Source organism: Streptomyces sp. NBC_01478 (genome assembly GCF_036227225.1).
In the GTDB taxonomy this organism is placed as follows: domain Bacteria; phylum Actinomycetota; class Actinomycetes; order Streptomycetales; family Streptomycetaceae; genus Streptomyces.
Genome location: NZ_CP109444.1, coordinates 2742643 through 2759803, shown reverse-complemented (window position 1 = coordinate 2759803; position 17161 = coordinate 2742643). Strand labels below are relative to the sequence as shown.

General features: G+C 71.4%; 16 protein-coding genes. 7 read left to right on the top strand and 9 right to left on the bottom strand.

What is annotated here, in order from left to right:
* Positions 1-18: 18 nt before the first annotated feature.
* On the top strand, positions 19-765 hold the full coding sequence (locus tag OG223_RS12360; RefSeq protein ID WP_329246524.1) for a hypothetical protein: 747 nt from the start codon (positions 19-21) through the stop codon (positions 763-765).
* A gap of 251 nt (positions 766-1016) precedes the next feature.
* On the opposite strand, the gene OG223_RS12355 is transcribed toward OG223_RS12360, so the two are convergent.
* Positions 1017-3356 carry a helix-hairpin-helix domain-containing protein gene (locus OG223_RS12355; protein ID WP_329246522.1) on the bottom strand — a complete coding sequence of 780 codons (2340 nt, stop codon included), beginning with the start codon at positions 3354-3356 and terminating at the stop codon, positions 1017-1019.
* Entirely contained in the window at positions 3353-4336 is a 984-nt protein-coding gene (locus OG223_RS12350; RefSeq protein WP_329246519.1) for an aldo/keto reductase, read from the bottom strand. The genes OG223_RS12355 and OG223_RS12350 overlap by 4 nt, the downstream gene beginning before the upstream one ends.
* A gap of 186 nt (positions 4337-4522) precedes the next feature.
* Here OG223_RS12350 and OG223_RS12345 point away from each other — a divergent pair, with 186 nt between their 5' ends.
* Both OG223_RS12345 and OG223_RS12340 read left to right on the top strand, forming a co-directional pair.
* On the top strand, positions 4523-5578 hold the full coding sequence (locus OG223_RS12345; RefSeq protein WP_329246516.1) for an LLM class F420-dependent oxidoreductase: 1056 nt from the start codon (positions 4523-4525) through the stop codon (positions 5576-5578).
* 236 nt (positions 5579-5814) lie between these two features.
* Positions 5815-6603 (top strand): ferritin-like domain-containing protein, encoded by a 789-nt coding sequence (locus tag OG223_RS12340; protein ID WP_329246513.1) that lies wholly within the window; start codon positions 5815-5817, stop codon positions 6601-6603.
* A gap of 27 nt (positions 6604-6630) precedes the next feature.
* On the opposite strand, the gene corA is transcribed toward OG223_RS12340, so the two are convergent.
* Positions 6631-7629, bottom strand: a complete 999-nt coding sequence (gene corA / locus OG223_RS12335; RefSeq protein ID WP_329246509.1) for a magnesium/cobalt transporter CorA — start codon at positions 7627-7629, stop codon at positions 6631-6633.
* Between the two features lie 62 nt (positions 7630-7691).
* Between corA and OG223_RS12330 the strand changes: the two genes are divergently transcribed.
* The 4 genes from OG223_RS12330 (at position 7692) to mshC (ending at position 11150) form a co-directional block, all read left to right on the top strand.
* Positions 7692-8378 (top strand): histidine phosphatase family protein, encoded by a 687-nt coding sequence (locus OG223_RS12330; protein ID WP_329246506.1) that lies wholly within the window; start codon positions 7692-7694, stop codon positions 8376-8378.
* Between the two features lie 75 nt (positions 8379-8453).
* Entirely contained in the window at positions 8454-9044 is a 591-nt protein-coding gene (locus tag OG223_RS12325) for a DUF3090 domain-containing protein (protein ID WP_329246504.1), read from the top strand.
* Positions 9008-9826 (top strand): SCO1664 family protein, encoded by an 819-nt coding sequence (locus OG223_RS12320; protein WP_329246501.1) that lies wholly within the window; start codon positions 9008-9010, stop codon positions 9824-9826. Before OG223_RS12325 ends, OG223_RS12320 begins: the two co-directional genes overlap by 37 nt.
* A gap of 94 nt (positions 9827-9920) precedes the next feature.
* The gene (gene mshC, locus OG223_RS12315) at positions 9921-11150 is read left to right on the top strand and encodes a cysteine--1-D-myo-inosityl 2-amino-2-deoxy-alpha-D-glucopyranoside ligase (RefSeq protein WP_329246498.1); all 1230 of its coding nucleotides are present in this window, start codon (positions 9921-9923) and stop codon (positions 11148-11150) included.
* A gap of 58 nt (positions 11151-11208) precedes the next feature.
* On the opposite strand, the gene OG223_RS12310 is transcribed toward mshC, so the two are convergent.
* The 6 genes from OG223_RS12310 to OG223_RS12285 form a co-directional block, all read right to left on the bottom strand.
* Positions 11209-12219 carry a PAC2 family protein gene (locus OG223_RS12310; protein WP_329246495.1) on the bottom strand — a complete coding sequence of 337 codons (1011 nt, stop codon included), beginning with the start codon at positions 12217-12219 and terminating at the stop codon, positions 11209-11211.
* Positions 12220-12428: 209 nt separating this feature from the next.
* Positions 12429-13100 (bottom strand): FadR/GntR family transcriptional regulator, encoded by a 672-nt coding sequence (locus tag OG223_RS12305; protein ID WP_033283704.1) that lies wholly within the window; start codon positions 13098-13100, stop codon positions 12429-12431.
* An 85-nt stretch (positions 13101-13185) separates the two neighbouring features.
* Positions 13186-14481, bottom strand: a complete 1296-nt coding sequence (locus OG223_RS12300; RefSeq protein ID WP_329246491.1) for an amidohydrolase — start codon at positions 14479-14481, stop codon at positions 13186-13188.
* Positions 14478-15230 (bottom strand): nucleoside phosphorylase, encoded by a 753-nt coding sequence (locus tag OG223_RS12295; protein ID WP_329246489.1) that lies wholly within the window; start codon positions 15228-15230, stop codon positions 14478-14480. Before OG223_RS12295 ends, OG223_RS12300 begins: the two co-directional genes overlap by 4 nt.
* Complete coding sequence (locus OG223_RS12290) at positions 15227-16099, bottom strand: ABC transporter permease (protein WP_329246487.1); 873 nt, start codon at positions 16097-16099, stop codon at positions 15227-15229. Before OG223_RS12290 ends, OG223_RS12295 begins: the two co-directional genes overlap by 4 nt.
* On the bottom strand, positions 16099-17160 hold the full coding sequence (locus tag OG223_RS12285) for an ABC transporter permease (protein ID WP_329246485.1): 1062 nt from the start codon (positions 17158-17160) through the stop codon (positions 16099-16101). Before OG223_RS12285 ends, OG223_RS12290 begins: the two co-directional genes overlap by 1 nt.
* Between the last annotated feature and the right edge of the window lies 1 nt (position 17161).

Sequence of the window (17161 nt, the reverse complement as noted above, 5' to 3'; positions counted from 1 at the left end):
ACGGATAGCGTCTGCACTATGTCTGATGCTGCGCAGCCAACCGCTGCCGAGGTACGCGCCGCCGCCGAGGCGGTCAAGACCGCGCTCGACCGCCACCTGGCCGCGGTCGAAGCCCGGTCGGGGGAGGACGACCCGGCCGTCTACGAGGCGTTCAACCAGCTCGCCGCGGCCGCCGAGGTCTACGACGAGCTGCTCTACGACCGTTATGACGAGGTCACGCCTTTCGAGATCCCCGGTACCGACGACTCCCTGCCGCCGTACACCGGCCCGGAGGAGCCGAACGCGGTGAGCGTGCTGATCCGCCGTGACTACGCCGTGGCGGAGCCGCAGCGGCTGCTGGCCCAGGCGCAGCGGGTTGAGGCGGCGGTCGGCGACGGCACGGGCACGGAGGCCTCCGGCACGATCCACGGTGCGCTCGGCATCCTCTTCGACGAGTTCGAGGCGGACGAGATCGCCTCCCGGCCCAAGGAGTTCGGGCTGGAGGAGGGCGACTCCACGCTGTGGGTGACCGCGGCCGACGAAGCGGCCGAACCGGGCTCCTGGCTGGAGGCCCCCTTCGAGCAGGTCGATCCCCAGCGAGTGGTCTGCCGCTTCGACGTCAGCGCGGTCTTCGACGACGAGATCGACGACGAACTGGACGACATCGACGAGGTGGACGAGCCCGGAGCCGAGATCGAGGACGTGATCGACGACGAACTCGATCCCGACCTGGACGCGGATCTCGACGAGGACGAGGACCTGGAGGCACTGGAAGCGGAGCGCTGAGCCGCACCACGCCCCGCTGTTTGCGACGACGACGGCGGCGGTCACGGAGGCAACCCCTCCATGACCGCCGCCGTCGTTGTCGTCCGGCTAGGACTTCCGTGGCGTCACCGTGGTCGTCGGCCGTCGGCTCAGGCTGCCGTGACGTGACCATGGTCGCCGCCTGTCCGCCTCAGACCTCCGTGACGCGACTGCCGCTGTCGGTCATCCGGTTCGGACCTCCGTGTTCGGGCCTCCGTCGTCTGCCGTCCGGTTCAGACCTCCGCCGGAACCTGCGGTCGCAGCAGGACCGGCAGCCGGGTCGTGCGCGGCTTGGCCGGGACCTCGGCGACGGCTCGGGGGAGCGCCTGGTCCACGCCGTGCACCACGGACAGGTGCCGGTCCGCCCGGCTGAACGCCGTGTACACCCAGGGCCGGCTGAGTGCCTGCGCCGCGTCCCCGGGCAGCACCACGACCACCGCCGGCCACCGCACCCCCACCGCCTGGTGCGCGGTCAGCGCCCACCCGTGCCGCACGGACTGCTCCACCCGCTCCTTCGGTACGACGACCAGGCCGTCGGGGCAGTCGAGGTGCAGCCCCTTGGCGTCGGCCATCAGCACCCGGCCGGAGACCGTACGCCCGGGGGTGGGGGAGTACGCGATCCGGTCGCCGGGGTCGAAGCCGCCGAAGCGGCCGGGGCCGGGGTTGAGCCGCTCCTTCAGCGCCACGTTGAGGGCACGGGTGCCCGCCGCGCCGCCATGGCCCGGCGTGATCACCACCGTCTGCTCGGCGGGGACACCGATCACCCGCGGCACCGAGTCGGCGACGAGCTGCACGGTCCGGTGCACGGCCTCACCGGCGTCCCGCACCGGCACGATCACGACCTCCTTGCCGGGGGCCTCCACCTGGTTGAGCTCGCCGATGCCGATGCCCGAGACGAGTTCGCCCACGGGACCGAGATCCGGTCGCCGTGAGACGACCTGGGGGCAGGCCTTCGACGCGAGCAGATCGGCGAAGACCCGCCCCGGACCCGCCGACCACAGCACCGCAGGGTCCCCGGCCAGCACCAGCCGCGCCCCGTCCGGCAGCGACTCGGTGAGCAACGCCGCCGTCTCGACGTCCAGTTGAGGCGCGTCGAGCACGACGAGGAGATCCAGATCGAGGGCGCCGTCGGTGTCCCGCCCGGGCCCTTCGGCACCGGACAGCAGCCCGGCGACGGTGGCCGCGCGGGGCCCGTCGTCCGAGGCCGCGCCTTCCGACCCGGCGGACCGGGTCAGCAGCGCGGCGAACCGGTCCCGGCCGACCGGACCGTGGGCGGCGGCCCAGGCGCGCAGCCCGAAGCCCGCCGCGGCGCCGAGCAGTGCCGCCGGTTCCTCCAGGGACGCCTCCCCGCCGGTGTGCAGCACCAGGCCGTGTGCCGCGACCGCGCGGATCAGCTCGCCGGTGGATCCCTTGGCGGCACCCGCCTGCTCCCACTCCGCCGCCGAACCGTCCTCCTTCGGCACCGAGTTGATCACCTTGGCGAGTCCGTCGGCGAGGCTCTCCTCGGCGAGTGCGTACCGCTCCAGGCCGATCAGCACACGGACAGGACGCTCCTCGACCTCCGGATCCTCAGCGGAATCGGACGCGTCGTCCGTCCGCTGCACCGGGACCGCGGGCTCGTCCAACGCGTCCTGGAAGACCAGCACTTCGCCCTCCGCGATGGCGCTCTGCGTCGCCGCGTCCGGGTCGGGCACACCTTGCTTGGCCAGTGCGGCCGTCAACGCCGCCGCCTCCAGGGCCGTATGCCCGGCCAGAGCCGCCTGCTCCAGGAGCCAGCCGACGACCGCCCGGCCGCGCCGCTCGTCGTCCGGCGCGCACTCCGCGCCGAGCAGGGCCCGCGCGAACCCGTCGGCCTGCTCAGGCCGTACACCCGGGACGCGCAGCAACTGCCAAGGATCCTCGCGGAGTTGATCGTCACCGCTCTCGCCGAGCGCCGCCGCGACCTGTGCCGCGAGCGTCTCGGGCGCGCCGCCCTCGGCCAGCACACGCCGTACGGACTCGACGGTCTCGGTCGCGGGGACGCCGGGCTCGGCCGCGGCGGGCTGTGGCCGCCGCACCGCCTCCGGGGCGGCGGACGGGCGCGGGGCGGGCTCCGGCTTGGCGAAGGGGACGGCCACGGGCTTCTCGCCGCTCTCCACGGCCCGCACCGCCGCGAGCAGCTCGGCGGCCGTCCCGCTGAGCTTGGTCCCGGCCACGATGGCCCCGGTCTTCTCCGCCTTCCGCCGCTCGATCCGCTCCCGCTCCAGCCGCTGCGCCAGCAACTCGGCGGCGGCCTCGGACAGTTCGGCGGCGACAACCTCGGCGGTGGCCTCACCGGCACCCTCGGCGCCTTCTGCGGCCTCCGCGACTGTGCTCTCGGCGTCCCCGTCCGTGTCCTCGGTGCCTGCCTCGGCATCCGGCCCGTCGGCGGCCGAACTCTCCCCGGCCGACCCCCCGTCCGCGCCCCCGGCTCCCGCGCCGGCGTCCGTGCCCGTGTCCGTGTCCGTGTCCGCGCCGGCGTCCGCCACGGCGCCCTGTGTGGCCTCCGTGTCCTCGGACAGCGAGGTCTCCGTGGTCTCCGGGTCCGTGCTCACAGCGTGCTCCAGTCGTGATCGGGATAGCGGTGCAGAGGCGCCGACACATCGTCGAGCGCTCGGCAGATCTCGTCAGGAAGACTAAGCGCCTCCACTGACAATGCGGCCGTGAGCTGCTGCGCGTTGCGCGCGCCGACGATCGGGGCGGCCACCCCGGGCCGGTCGCGGACCCAGGCGAGGGCGACCTGGAGGGGTGTCACGGCGAGTCCGTCCGCGGCGATGGTCACCGCGTCCACGATGCGCGTCGCCGCGTCGTCGAGGTACGGCGCGACGAACGGCGCCATGTGCTCCGAGGCGCCGCGCGAGTCCGCCGGGGTCGCGTGCCGGTACTTGCCGGTGAGGACCCCGCGCCCGAGCGGGGAGGAGGGCAGCAGCCCGATGCCCAGGTCCAGCGCGGCCGGCAGCACCTCGCGCTCGACGCCCCGCTGCAACAGCGAGTACTCCAACTGTGTGCTCGCCAGCCGTGTCCGCGTGCCCGGCGCCGCCAGTTGCCAGGTCGCCGCCTTGGCCAACTGCCAGCCGCAGTAGTTGGAGACGCCCGCGTAGCGCGCCCGCCCGCTGCTGACCGCCAGGTCCAGGGCCTGGAGGGTCTCCTCCAGCGGGGTGAACGGGTCGAAGGCGTGGATGTGCCACACGTCGACGTAGTCCGTGCCGAGGCGGGCCAGCGAGGCGTCCAGCGCGGCGAGCAAGTGGCCGCGCGAGCCGTCGAAGCGGCGGTCGGGGTCGGGTACGCTCCCCGCCTTCGTCGAGATGACCAGGTCCCGGCGCGGCACGAGCCCCTCTATGAGCTGTCCGAGCAGATACTCGGCCTCCCCGTCGCCGTACACGTCCGCCGTGTCGACGAGGGTGCCGCCGGCCTCCCAGAACGCCTTCAACAGGTCCGCGGCGTCATGCTCGTCGGTGTCGCGCCCCCACGTGAGGGTGCCGAGTCCGATCCGGGACACACGAAGGCCGGTACGGCCGAGATGCCTCTGCTCCATGAACGCCGAGATTACTGGCCTGAACCTGCGCTGTGGTTGCCTGTGGATAACCGATTTCCACGATGATCCACAGTCCCTCGCAGGGCACGCTCCGTGACCGCTCACCGGCACCCGTCCTGTCCGCCCGGACCACCTCGCGCTAGGGTCGGCACAACAGCGACGTTACTGATGGGTAAGGGGTCTGCCATGCAGCTCGGGATCAACCTCGGCTACTGGGGTGCCGGAATGGACGGCGACAATCTCGCCGTGGCGCAGGAGGCCGACCGTCTCGGCTACGCGGTGTGCTGGGCCGCCGAGGCCTACGGCTCCGACGCGGCCACGGTGCTCACCTGGGTCGCCGCGCAGACCGAGCGCATCGACGTCGGCTCGGCCATCTTCCAGATCCCGGCCCGCCAGCCCGCCATGACCGCGATGACCGCCGCGACCCTCGACTCGCTCTCCGGCGGCCGCTTCCGCCTCGGCATCGGCGTCTCGGGCCCGCAGGTCTCCGAGGGCTGGTACGGCGTCAAGTTCGACAAGCCGCTGGCACGCACACGTGAGTACGTCGAGATCGTCCGCAAGGCGATGACCCGCGAGCGGCTGTCCTACGACGGCGAGCACTGGACGCTGCCGCTGCCCGGCGGCCCCGGCAAGCCCCTCAAGCTGACCGTGCACCCGGAGCGCGAGCACATCCCGCTGTACATCGCGGCGATCGGCCCGAAGAACCTGGAGCAGACCGGCGAGATCGCCGACGGCGCGCTGCTCATCTTCCCGTCCGCCGAGCATCTTGAGGACACCGCCATCAAGCACCTGCGGGCCGGGCGCGAGAAGGCCGGGAAGACCCTCGAAGGCTTCGACATCGTCCCGACGGTCCCGCTCGCCTTCGGCGAGGACAAGGACGTCGAGAAGCTCGCCGACACCTTCCGCCCGTACACCGCGCTGTACGTCGGTGGCATGGGCAGCCGGCAGCAGAACTTCTACAACAAACTGGCCCAGCGCATGGGCTTCGAGGCCGCCGCCGCCGAGATCCAGGACAAGTACCTGGCCGGCGACAAAGAAGGTGCCGCGGCCGCCATCCCGCACGACCTGATCGACAAGACGACGCTCCTGGGCTCCGTGGACCGCATCGCGGACCGGATGAAGGAGTACGCGGCGGCCGGTGTCACCACCCTGACGCTCGCCCCGGCGGGCTGGACCCTGGAGGAACGGATCGCCGCCCTCCGCGCAGGAACCGAGGCACTGGAGCGCGCGGGTCTCGCATAGCGAGGCTCTGTCGTACGGAAGTTTTCTACGGCCGTGGTGGGGGCTCGGGGGGTCTTCCCCGCCACGGCCGTCACGGGGAACAACGCGCGGCAGGCCGTGCGGTTACGCCCCCGTAGGGACATCCGCGGTCCTCCTTTTGGCGGAGTTGTCCGACACTGCTGTTGCAGCACCTCTGATGCCGCATTTGACTCGTTTTTTGCGGAATACGGCGAAATCCTGCATGGAGGTGGCTTCAGATGCTTTCGGCTAAGAGTCTGTTCCAGGAGATCCTCGACAACGACGAGTCGTTCCGGCTCTTCTGCTCCATCGCGGCCAGTGGTGAATCGCAGGGCGGCTGGGAGAACGGGCGCATCGCCGTGCTCGTCCCGCCCACCGAACGCGACCTCGCCCCCAAGATCAGCCGGCACGGCGCCGACGAGGACAAGCACGGGCGCATTTTCAACGCCCTTCTGAAGAAGCGCGGCCTCGAACCCGTCCAGGTGCCCGCCGACACCGACTACACGATGCTGCTGGAGCGGCATGGCATCGGTCTCGCGCACGAGAAGCTCAAGGGCGAGGCCGCACTGACCGTCCAGGACGTCGTCACCTACCTCGCGCACAGCCGGGTCACCGAACAGCGCGCCTCCGAGCAGATGGACCTGCTGCGCAGGCACTTCGCCGACCACCCCGACCTCGGCCGCGCGGTACGGATGATCTCGAACGACGAGGACAACCATCTCGCCTACTGCCACGAGGAGTTGCTGCGCTTCGCGGCCGCCGGACACGGCCTCGCCATCCAACGGACGCTGCGCGAGTGCGCGTTGGCGGAGATCCGGATCTACCGGGACGTCAGCCTCGCCGTGATGGGCCACATGGGACGCGTCCTCGGCTGGCCGCGCGCCAAGTCGGCGGCCCTGGCGGCCGGCATCCACGCCGTGTACGCGTACGAACGACTCGGCGGCTGGCGGCGGATGGTGTCCCTGAGGATGCCGGAACGCCGCGACGCCCTCGGGGGACCGGCCACCGCGGCACCCGAGTTCGCGTGAGCCGGAGCGGGGCCTGAGCGGAGGCCGCTACAGCCAGCCGCGCCGCTTGAACATCCGGTACAGCAGCACCTCCAGGGCCGCCATCAGCAGGACCGCCGCCGGATACCCCCACAGCCAGTGCAGCTCCGGCATGTGGTCGAAGTTCATGCCGTAGATACCCGCGATCATCGTGGGGACCGCGGCCATGGCGGCCCACCCGGAGATCTTCCGCATGTCGTCGTTCTGGCGGACGCCGGTCTGCGCGAGATGCGCCGCCAGGACGTCCGACACCAGCCGGTCCAGGCCCTCCACGGACTCGTTGACCTTCATCAGGTGGTCGTTCACGTCCCGGAAGAACGGCCGCGCCTTGTCGTGCACGAACCGCACCCGGTCACCGGCGAACCCGACACCCGCGAGCCGGGACAGCGGCTGCGCGAGCGGTCCGGTGGCCCGGCGGAACTCCAGGATCTGCCGCTTGAAGGTGTAGATCCGTGACGCCGTGGTCCGCGAGCCGCCGCCGGTCGGCGAGAACACCGCCGCCTCCAGCTCCTCCAGGTCGGTCTGCAACTCGCCCGCCACGTCCACGTAGTGGTCGACCACCGCGTCCGCGATCGAGTACAGCACCGCCGTGGGCCCGTGCCGCAGCATCTCCGGCTCCTCCTCGAGACGGTGCCGTACGGCCGCCAGAGGGGCCTCCTCGCCGTGCCGGACGGTCACCACGAAGGAGTCGCCCACGAAGACCATGACCTCGCCGGAGGTGACCGCGTCGCTGTCCGCCTCGTAGCCCACCGGCTTGAGGACCATGAACAGCGAGTCGTCGTAGACCTCCAGCTTGGGCCGCTGATGCGCGGTCAGGGCGTCCTCGACGGCCAGCGGGTGCAGCGCGAACTCCTGGGTGACCTTGTCGAACTCGCTCTCCGTGGGCTCGTAGAGGCCGATCCAGACGAACGCGTCACCCACCCGACGACAGTGGTCCAGGCCGTCGGAGAAGTCGCCGGGCCCCTCCGTCCGGCGTCCGTCACGGTAGATGGCGTAGTCGACGATCACGGTGCGTATTCTCCCGCCGTCCGGCCCAAGTCGCACCCTGGCGTACGCCTACCCTTGGCGGCATGCCCACGTTGATCCTTGTCCGGCACGGACGTTCGACCGCCAACACCGGGGGAGTGCTCGCCGGCTGGACACCCGGTGTCGCCCTCGACGAGCGCGGCAACGCCCAGGCCGCCGCGCTCCCCGGACGGCTCGCCGCGCTGCCGATCGCCGAGGTCGTCACCAGCCCGCTGCAGCGCTGCCAGGAGACCCTCCAGCCCCTCCTGGACGCCCGCCCCGACCTGCGCGCGCACACCGACGAGCGGATCGGGGAGTGCCACTACGGCGACTGGTCCGGCCGCAAGCTCGCCGAGCTCAAGGACGAGCCCCTGATGGAGGTCGTCCAGGCGCACCCCTCGGCCGCGGCGTTCCCCGGCGGCGAGTCGATGCGGTCGATGCAGACCCGCGCGGCCGAGGCCGTACGCGAGTGGAACGCGCGCGTGGAGCGCGATCACGGCGCCGACGCCGTCTACCTCATGTGTTCGCACGGCGACATCATCAAGTCCCTTGTCGCGGACGCACTCGGACTTCATCTGGACCTCTTCCAGCGGATCTCCGTAGAACCGTGTTCCATCACCGCGATCCGTTACACCCGTCTCAGGCCCTTTCTCGTACGGCTCGGGGACACCGGTGACCTCGCCTCCCTGGCGCCGCGCGAGGAGCCCCCGGGCGACGACGCCCCGGTCGGGGGCGGCGCGGGCGCACCGTGATCGTCGGCCGCAGTAGGGTGAAGCGGTCGCAGTAGCGCCGCACTTGTCAGCAGTCGATTCCAATGGAGACAGGACGTGTCCCGTCAGGTGTTCCTCTACGACCCGCCGGACCGCTTCGTAGCCGGTACGGTCGGTCTGCCCGGGCGCCGTACGTTCTTCCTCCAGGCCGCCGCCGGCCCTCGGGTGACCAGCGTGGCCCTGGAGAAGACGCAGGTCGCCGCGCTCGCCGAGCGCATGGACGAGCTTCTGGACGAGGTCGTACGGCGCAGTGGCGGCAGCGCGGCCGTCCCCGCCGTCACCCCCACCGAGATCTCCGACACCCGCCCGCTGGAGACCCCCGTCGAGGAGGAGTTCCGCGTCGGCACCATGGCGCTCGCCTGGGACGGTGAGGAGCAGCGCATGATCGTCGAGGCGCAGGCCCTCGTCGAGCTCGACGCCGACACCGACGAGGACCTCGCCGAGGCCGAGGAGCGACTCCTCCAGGACGAGGAGAACGGACCCCCGATGCTGCGGGTCCGCCTCACCGGCGCCCAGGCCCGCGCCTTCGCCAAGCGGGCCCTCGACGTCGTCAACGCCGGCCGTCCGCCGTGCCCGCTGTGCAGCCTCCCGCTCGACCCGGAAGGACACGTATGTCCGCGCCAGAACGGATACCGCCGCGGAGCGTGACCACGGCCGAGCTGCTCGCCAAGGGTGAGCTGAAAGTGCGCGGACAGATCCGCGAGGCCTCGAACGCGGTGCTGTTCTGCTCCGTGACGTACGAGGGCCGCGAGGCGTCCTGCGTGTACAAGCCCGTCGCCGGGGAGCGGCCCCTGTGGGACTTCCCGGACGGCAACCTCGCCCGGCGCGAGGTCGCCGCCTACGAGGTCTCCGAGGCGACCGGCTGGGATCTCGTGCCGACCACCGTGCTGCGCGACGGACCGTACGGCGAGGGCATGTGCCAGCTGTGGATCGAGACGGCGGCCGAGTCCGAACTGCTCGCCCTGGTCGACGCCGAGGAGCCCGAGCCGGGCTGGAAGGCCATCGGCCTCGCCGAGGTCGGTGAAGGGAAGACCGCCCTCCTGGTGCACGCCGACGACGAGCGGCTGCGGCGGCTCGCCGTCCTCGACGCCGTCATCAACAACGCCGACCGCAAGGGCGGCCATCTGCTGCCCGCCGACGAGGGCCGCCTTTACGGCATCGACCACGGTGTCACCTTCAACGCCGAGAACAAGCTGCGCACCCTCCTGTGGGGCTGGGCGGGCGAGCCGCTCACTCCGGAGGCGGTCGAGGTCCTCCAGGCGCTCAGGGAGGCGCTGAGGGACGGCGGCGGGCTCGCCGTGAAGCTCGCCGAGCTGATCACCGCCGTAGAACTCGATGCCACGCGCGCGCGTGTCGACGCGTTGCTCGCGGACGGGAAGCATCCCGAGCCGAGTGGGGAGTGGCCGGCCATTCCGTGGCCGCCCGTGTAGGAGCACGGCGATCAAGGTTGCGCAAGAGCGCCTTACCGGTCATCCGGCCTGGTCCGGTTCGTATGCGAAACATCTGTCCGGTTACGCTCATGACATGTATGCCTGGCCCGCTTCTGAGGTCCCCGCCCTTCCCGGCAAGGGCCGCGACCTCCGGATCCACGACACCGCGACCGGCGGTCTGGTCACCCCTGACACCGGTCCCGTCGCCCGTATCTACGTCTGCGGCATCACGCCGTACGACGCCACCCACATGGGGCACGCGGCGACCTACAACGCGTTCGACCTCGTGCAGCGCGTGTGGCTCGACACCAAGCGGCAGGTTCACTACGTCCAGAACGTGACCGACGTCGACGACCCGCTCCTGGAGCGCGCCGAGCGCGACGGCGTCGACTGGGTCGCCCTCGCCGAGAAGGAGACCGCGCTCTTCCGCGAGGACATGACCGCCCTGCGCATGCTGCCCCCGCAGCAGTACATCGGCGCGGTCGAGGCGATACCCGGCATCGTGCCGCTCGTCGAACGTCTCAGGGACGCCGGTGCCGCCTACGAACTCGAGGGCGACGTCTACTTCTCCGTCGGCTCCGACCCCCACTTCGGCAGGGTCTCGAACCTCGACGCCGCCGCGATGCGCCTGCTGTCCGCCGAGCGCGGCGGCGACCCGGACCGCCCGGGCAAGAAGAACCCGCTCGACCCGATGCTCTGGATGGCGGCCCGCGAGGGCGAACCGAGCTGGGACGGCGGCTCGCTCGGCCGCGGCCGGCCCGGCTGGCACATCGAGTGCGTGGCCATTGCCCTGGACCACCTCGGCATGGGCTTCGACGTACAGGGCGGCGGCTCCGACCTCGCCTTCCCGCACCACGAGATGGGCGCCTCGCACGCCCAGGTGCTGACCGGCGAGTTCCCCATGGCCAAGGCGTACGTCCACGCCGGCATGGTCGGCCTCGGCGGCGAGAAGATGTCGAAGTCCCGGGGCAACCTCGTCTTCGTCTCCGCGCTGCGCCGCGAGGGCGTCGACCCGGCCGCCATCCGGCTCACCCTGCTCGCCCACCACTACCGCTCCGACTGGGAGTGGACCGACCAGGTGCTCGTGGACGCGGTCGCCCGGCTCGGCCGCTGGCGTGCCGCCGTCTCCCGGCCCGACGGCCCGTCCGCCGAGCCGCTCGTAGAGGAGATCCGCGAGGCCCTGGCCAACGACCTGGACGCCCCGGCCGCACTCGCCGCCGTGGACCGCTGGGCGGCCCTCCAGGAGTCGGACGGCGGCACCGACGAAGGCGCCCCCGGTGTCGTGTCCCGTGCCGTGGACGCCCTGCTGGGCGTGGCCCTGTAGCGGTCGCCGAACACGAAGAAGGCGGTGCGCGTCACGCGCACCGCCTTCTTTTCACGGCTCACTCCTCGGAGGAGTCCTCGTCGTCGCCCTCGGACCCGGCCTCGGGCTCCGTGTCCGGCTTCGTGGGTCTCGTCGGCTTCGGGCGGCCGGCGCCGGGGTTGTCCCGCAGATACGACGCGCTGTCGCTGCCGTCCGCCGTGGCATGCCCACCGGGCGGCGGACTGCCACCGCCGTCCCGCCTGCGCAGATAGCGCTCGAATTCGCGGGCGATCGCCTCGCCCGACGCCTCCGGCAGCTCCGCGGTGTCGCGGGCCTCCTCCAGCGTCTGCACGTACTCGGCCACCTCGCTGTCCTCGGCGGCCAGTTGATCCACGCCGACCTGCCAGGCGCGCGCGTCCTCGGGCAGCTCACCCAGCGGGATGCGCACGTCGATCAGGTCCTCCAGGCGGTTCAGCAGCGCCAGGGTGGCCTTCGGGTTCGGCGGCTGCGACACGTAGTGCGGCACCGCAGCCCACAGCGACACGGCCGGTACGCCCGCGTGCGTGCACGCCTCCTGGAGGATGCCGACGATCCCGGTGGGACCCTCGTACTTGGTCTCCTCCAGGTCCATCCGTTGCGCCAGGTCCGCGTCGGACGTGGTCCCGCTGATCGGCACCGGACGGGTGTGCGGGGTGTCACCGAGCAGCGCGCCCAGGATCACCACCAGCTCCACGCCCAGCTCGTGCGCGAAGCCCAGCAGCTCGTTGCAGAACGAGCGCCAGCGCATCGACGGTTCGATACCTCGGACGAGTACGAGATCACGCGGCTTCTCGCCGCCGACCCGGACCACCGAGAGGCGGGTCGTGGGCCAAGTGATCTTTCGCACACCGGAATCCATCCACACCGTGGGCCGGTTGACCTGGAAGTCGTAGTAGTCCTCGGCGTCCAGGGCCGCGAACACCTCGCCCTTCCACTCCTTGTCCAGGTGCGCGACCGCGGTGGAGGCGGCGTCGCCGGCGTCGTTCCAGCCCTCGAACGCGGCCACCATCACTGGGTCGATCAGCTCGGGAACCCCCTCCAGCTCGATCACCCAGCGCCTCCTTCCGATCTGCCCTCGCCTACGCCCCAACCTTACGGCGTCCGACGGGGGCGCCCGCAGCCCCCTTGCACGGGGGAGTGACCCCATGCCTGCCCCGTCCGGGACGCTCGAACACACAAGATCGGCACCCTGTGCAGACGCGGACCGGCCGGTCACTCCTCCGATGGATCAACCGGCCGCCCACTCGAGCACCGGCTCGATCACAGGGTCGAACGCAGCCACTGCTCCACGCTCGCGATGTGCACCGTCGCCCACGACCGCGCCGCCTCCGCGTCCCGGTCGCGCAGCGCGCCCAGGATCGCCCGGTGCTCGTGCAGGGTCCGGCTCACCGCGTCCTCCTGCGTCAGACCGCGCCAGATCCGGGCCCGCGTGGTCGGTCCCGACAGACCGTCCAGGAGCGAGCAGAGCACCGAGTTGCCGGAACTCTGCACGATGCCCCGGTGGAACTCCAGGTCGCAGGCGACCAGTTCCTCCACCGAGGGCGCCCCGCCGAGCGCGTCCAACTGGGCGCTGAGCGCGTCCAGTTGCTGCTCGCTGATCCGCAGCGCCGCCATCCCCGTGGCCGCGGGCTCCAGAATCCGCCGTACCGCCAGGAATTCGAGGACCGTGTCGTCCCGGTGGAAGTCGACGACGAAACTCAGCGCCTCCAGCAGGAGTTGAGGATCCAGACTCGTGACGTACGTGCCGTCGCCCTGCCGCACATCCAGGATGCGGATCAGCGAGAGGGCACGCACGGCCTCCCGCAGGGAGTTGCGGGACAGGCCCAGTTCGGCGGCGAGTTCGCTCTCCTTGGGCAGCCGGTCCCCGGGACGCAGCGCGCCGGAGACGATCATTCCCTTGATTTTCTCGATCGCCTCATCGGTGACTGCCATGGCCGGCCTCCCTGTTGCTCAGACATCCGATGTATCAGGCATATTATGGGGGTTCAGTGGGCTGAACGGGAGGGAAATCCACAGCTCAGGCAAGTGATTCGAGCTCCGCGAGCACGGCTTCCTCGTCCAGCGTGGCCAGTGTCCGGTTCCGCATCAGCACCCGGCCGTCCACGACCGTGTCCCGTACGTCCGCCGAGTGCGCCGCGTACGCGAGCGTCGACCACGGGTCGTGCGACGGCCGCAGATGCGGTGCCCCCAGGTCGAGCACGATCAGATCGGCCCGCTTCCCGGCCTCGAGCGACCCCAGGTGATCCCCCAGGCCCAGCGCCCGCGCGCCCTCGATCGTCGCCATCCGTACGGCCTCTTCGGCACCGACCGCCGTCGGGTCACCGCCCGCCTTGTGCACGAGCGCGGCCTGCCGTACGGCGCCCAGCACGTCCAGCGTGTTGGAGCTGACGGCCCCGTCGGTACCCAGCCCGACGGTGACGCCCGCGCTGAGCAGCCGGGGTACGGGCGCGATCCCGCAGCCCAACTTCAGGTTCGACACCGGACAGTGGGCCACCGACGTGCCCGTGCGGGCCAGCGCCGCGATCTCCGGGCCGGTCAGGTCCACGGCGTGCGCGAGCAGCAGATCGGGACCGAGCAGCCCGAGCGAGTCGAGCAACTCCACAGGCCGCTTGCCGTACTTGACCTCGACGGTGGCGACCTCGGTCGGGTTCTCCGCCGCGTGGATGTGCAGCAGCGCCCCGAACTCCCGTGCCAAGGCGGCGATTTCGACGAGCTGGTCGGGGGCGAGGGTGTACGTCGAGTGCGCGAACAGGATCGGACGCAGGCCCGGACGTGCCTCGCCCCTTGCCGCCAAGTCCCTTCGCGCCCAGTCGAGTCGGTCCTCGTACGCGATGCCGTCCGGCGGCTGAGGTACGTCCATGAAGGTGGGCCCGGTGTGCAGCCGCCAGCCCGCCTCACGGGCCGCCTGCTCGGCCGCCTCGTGGAACCAGTACATGTCGAGCGCCGAGGTCACCCCGGCCCGCACGCTCTCCGCCACCGCGAGCCGCACCGCCGCCGCCACGTTCTTCGGCGCCAGCAGCTCGGCCTCCCACTTCAACACCCGCTCCAGGAAGCCCTGGAGAGTGACGTCGTCGGCGCGACCACGCAGCAACGTCATCGCGAGGTGGGTGTGCGCGTTGATCAGCCCGGGCAGGACGAGACAGCCCTCAGTGTCAATGGACTCCGTCGCCGTGAACCGAGTTGTCAGCTCCTCGGCCGTCCCTACGGCGACGATCTCGCCCTCGTGAACGGCAACAGCCCCGTCCCGTACGACAGTTCCGGCTTCGTCGACGGTGAGGACGTCCCCGCCGTGCAGCAACAGATCGATGCTCACGCCTCGCTCCCCTCCGCCAGCAGCCGCAGCGCCTCCAGCGAGACGACCGCGCCCCGCTCGACACCGGCCGCGACGACCTCCCGGTGCGGGTCGTACCCACCGGTGGTCTCGGCGTCGACGAGTTCATCGGCATTGGCGCCGTCGATGACCAGCACCCCGCCCGCGACAAGCCCCCGCAGCGAGGCCGTCACCAGCAGCGCCGACAGCTCCATCTCGATCGCCGCGAGCCCCGCGCCGTCGTAGGAGAAGAGGGGGAGGAGGCCGGGCTGGAAGGCTGCCCGGGTCCACACGATCCCTCGGTGGTGCGGGGCGTCGGCCTCGCGGGCCGCGCGCTGGAGGGCCAGGACCGCCTCGGGGGCGGCGACGGCCGGGTACTCGGGCGGGAGCAACTGCTGGGTGACGCCGTCGTCCCGTACGGCCGCCTCCGCGATGACGAGGTCGCCGTCGCCGATGCCGGGCTTCATCGCGCCCGCCGTGCCGAAGCGCAGGAAGGTGCGGACCCCCGCGTCCGCCAGTTCCTGGAACAGCAGGATCGCGCCCGGTCCGCCCACCCCGTGCGAGGCGATCGTGACCGGCAGGCCCTTCCAACTCCCGCTGAACACACGGTATTCGCGGTGGTACGACACCTCCTCGGCACCGTCCAGCAGCGCGGCCACGGCGGCGGCGCGCGCCGGGTCGCCGACGACGACCGCGTGCGCCGGAAGTCCGGTGCGCGGTATGCGGGTGATGGGCAGCAGGTCCTGCGTCATGTGGTGGCTCCGGAAGGGGAGTTGACGGTACGGCGACGGCGGCGGGCCGTCGAGAGGAAGAGGGCGACGAGGGTCACGACGTACGGCGCGGCGTCGGTTGCCTGTTGGGGCAGGCCGACACCCTGGAGGCGGAAGCCGGCGGCCTCGGCGAGACCGAAGAGCAGCGCGGCGAGCAGCACGCCGACGGGTGCCGCGCGGCCGAGCATCACCGCGACGACCGCGATCCAGCCCCGGCCCGCCGTCATGTTCTCGGAGAACAACGTGACGTTGCCGAGCGCGAGTTGGGCCCCCGCGAGTCCGCACAGGACCCCGGAGATCAGCACCGCCGCGTACTTGTACTTCGCCGGGCTCACCCCGAGCGTCGCCGCCGCGTCGGGCGCCTCACCGACCCCGCGCAGCCTGAGCCCCCACACATGCCGGGACAGCATCACCGCGGCCACCGCGACCGCGACGAACGCCAGATACGCGAGCGGGGTGAAGCCACCGATCAACGGCAGCCCGGCGAGTGACGGATCGTCGAAAGTGCCCTGCACACCGAAGACCGTACGCAGGAGGAAGCTGGTCAGGCCAACTGCCAGGAGATTCATGGCGATTCCGAGAACCACCGCGTCCCCGCGCAGAGTTACCGCACCGACGGCGAGGATCAACGAGTACGCGGCTGCCGCGAGCGCCGCCGCGAGGACGCCGAGCCAGGCGCTGCCCGTGAACCAACTCGTGGCCACCGACGTGAAACAGCCCATCAGCATCATGCCTTCGAGGCCGATGTTGAAGACCCCCGCACGCTCGCACAGGGCACCGCCCAGCGCGGCCAGCAGGATCGGGGTCAGCGCGCGCAGCGCCGACATCAGCAGATCCGAGTCGAAGAACATCAGACGGCCCCGCTTTCCTGAGTGCGCCTGCTGAACCACTTCGTCGGGAAGCGGAGTCGGGCCGCGAGGAACACGATCACGATGGCCTGGAGCACCTGCGTCAGCTCGCGCGGCACCTCGGTCGTCCGCTCCATCGCCAGCCCGCCGACCGCGAGGACGGCGAAGAAGAAGGAGGCGACGACTGTGCCGAGCGGTGCCGCGGCGGCGAGCAGGGCTGCCGTCAGGCCTGTCCAGGTGTAACCCGGCGCGGTCAGCGAGCCGTCCACGAAGCGGTACGGGAAGCTCAACACCCCTATGGCGCCCACGAGTCCGGCCAACGCACCCGACACGGACATCAACTTGAGGGTCAGACCCCGGCGTTCGACGCCCGCGTAGGCGGCGAAACGGGAGTTGAGGCCGGTCATGCGGATCTCGTAGCCGAAGGCCGTGCGCCTGTCGGTGAACCAGTACGCGGCCGCCGCGAGGACGACGAGGAGCAGCCCCACGGTCACCGTCGAGTCGCCGAACGCGGGCAGTGCCACGCCGTCCGGCATCGCGCGGGTCTGGGGGAGGCTGGAGCCGGGTTCCTTGAGCGGGTAGCGCGCGAGGTAGGAGGCGAGCGAGACCGCCGGGTAGCTCAGCAGCAGGCTGCTGACCAGGAGCGGGACGCCGAGGCGGTTCTCGCACAGGGCGGCCAGGGCGGCGTACGCGGCGCCCGCCGCCATGCCCGCGAGCAGCGCCAGGACGACGGTGAGGGGCGCGGGCAGCGGGGAGTAGAGGCCGGTCACGGCCGCCGTGATGCCGCCGAGGACCATCTGTCCGTCGCCGCCGAGGTTGATCAGCCCGGCCCGCAGCGGGATCGCCAGCGCGAGCGCCATGCCGAGCACGCTGGTGCCGGTGCTCAGCGTGGAGCCGATGCCGTCGGCGCCGAGCGAGCCGGTGAGGACGGCGCTGTAGGCGGTGAGCGGGTCCGCGCCGGTGCCGACCAGGAACAGGGCGCCGATGACCAGGCCCGCGAGCACGGAGAAGGTGATGGGGGAGCGCAACACCCCTGAGATGCGCGGTATATGAGTGTGCGTCATG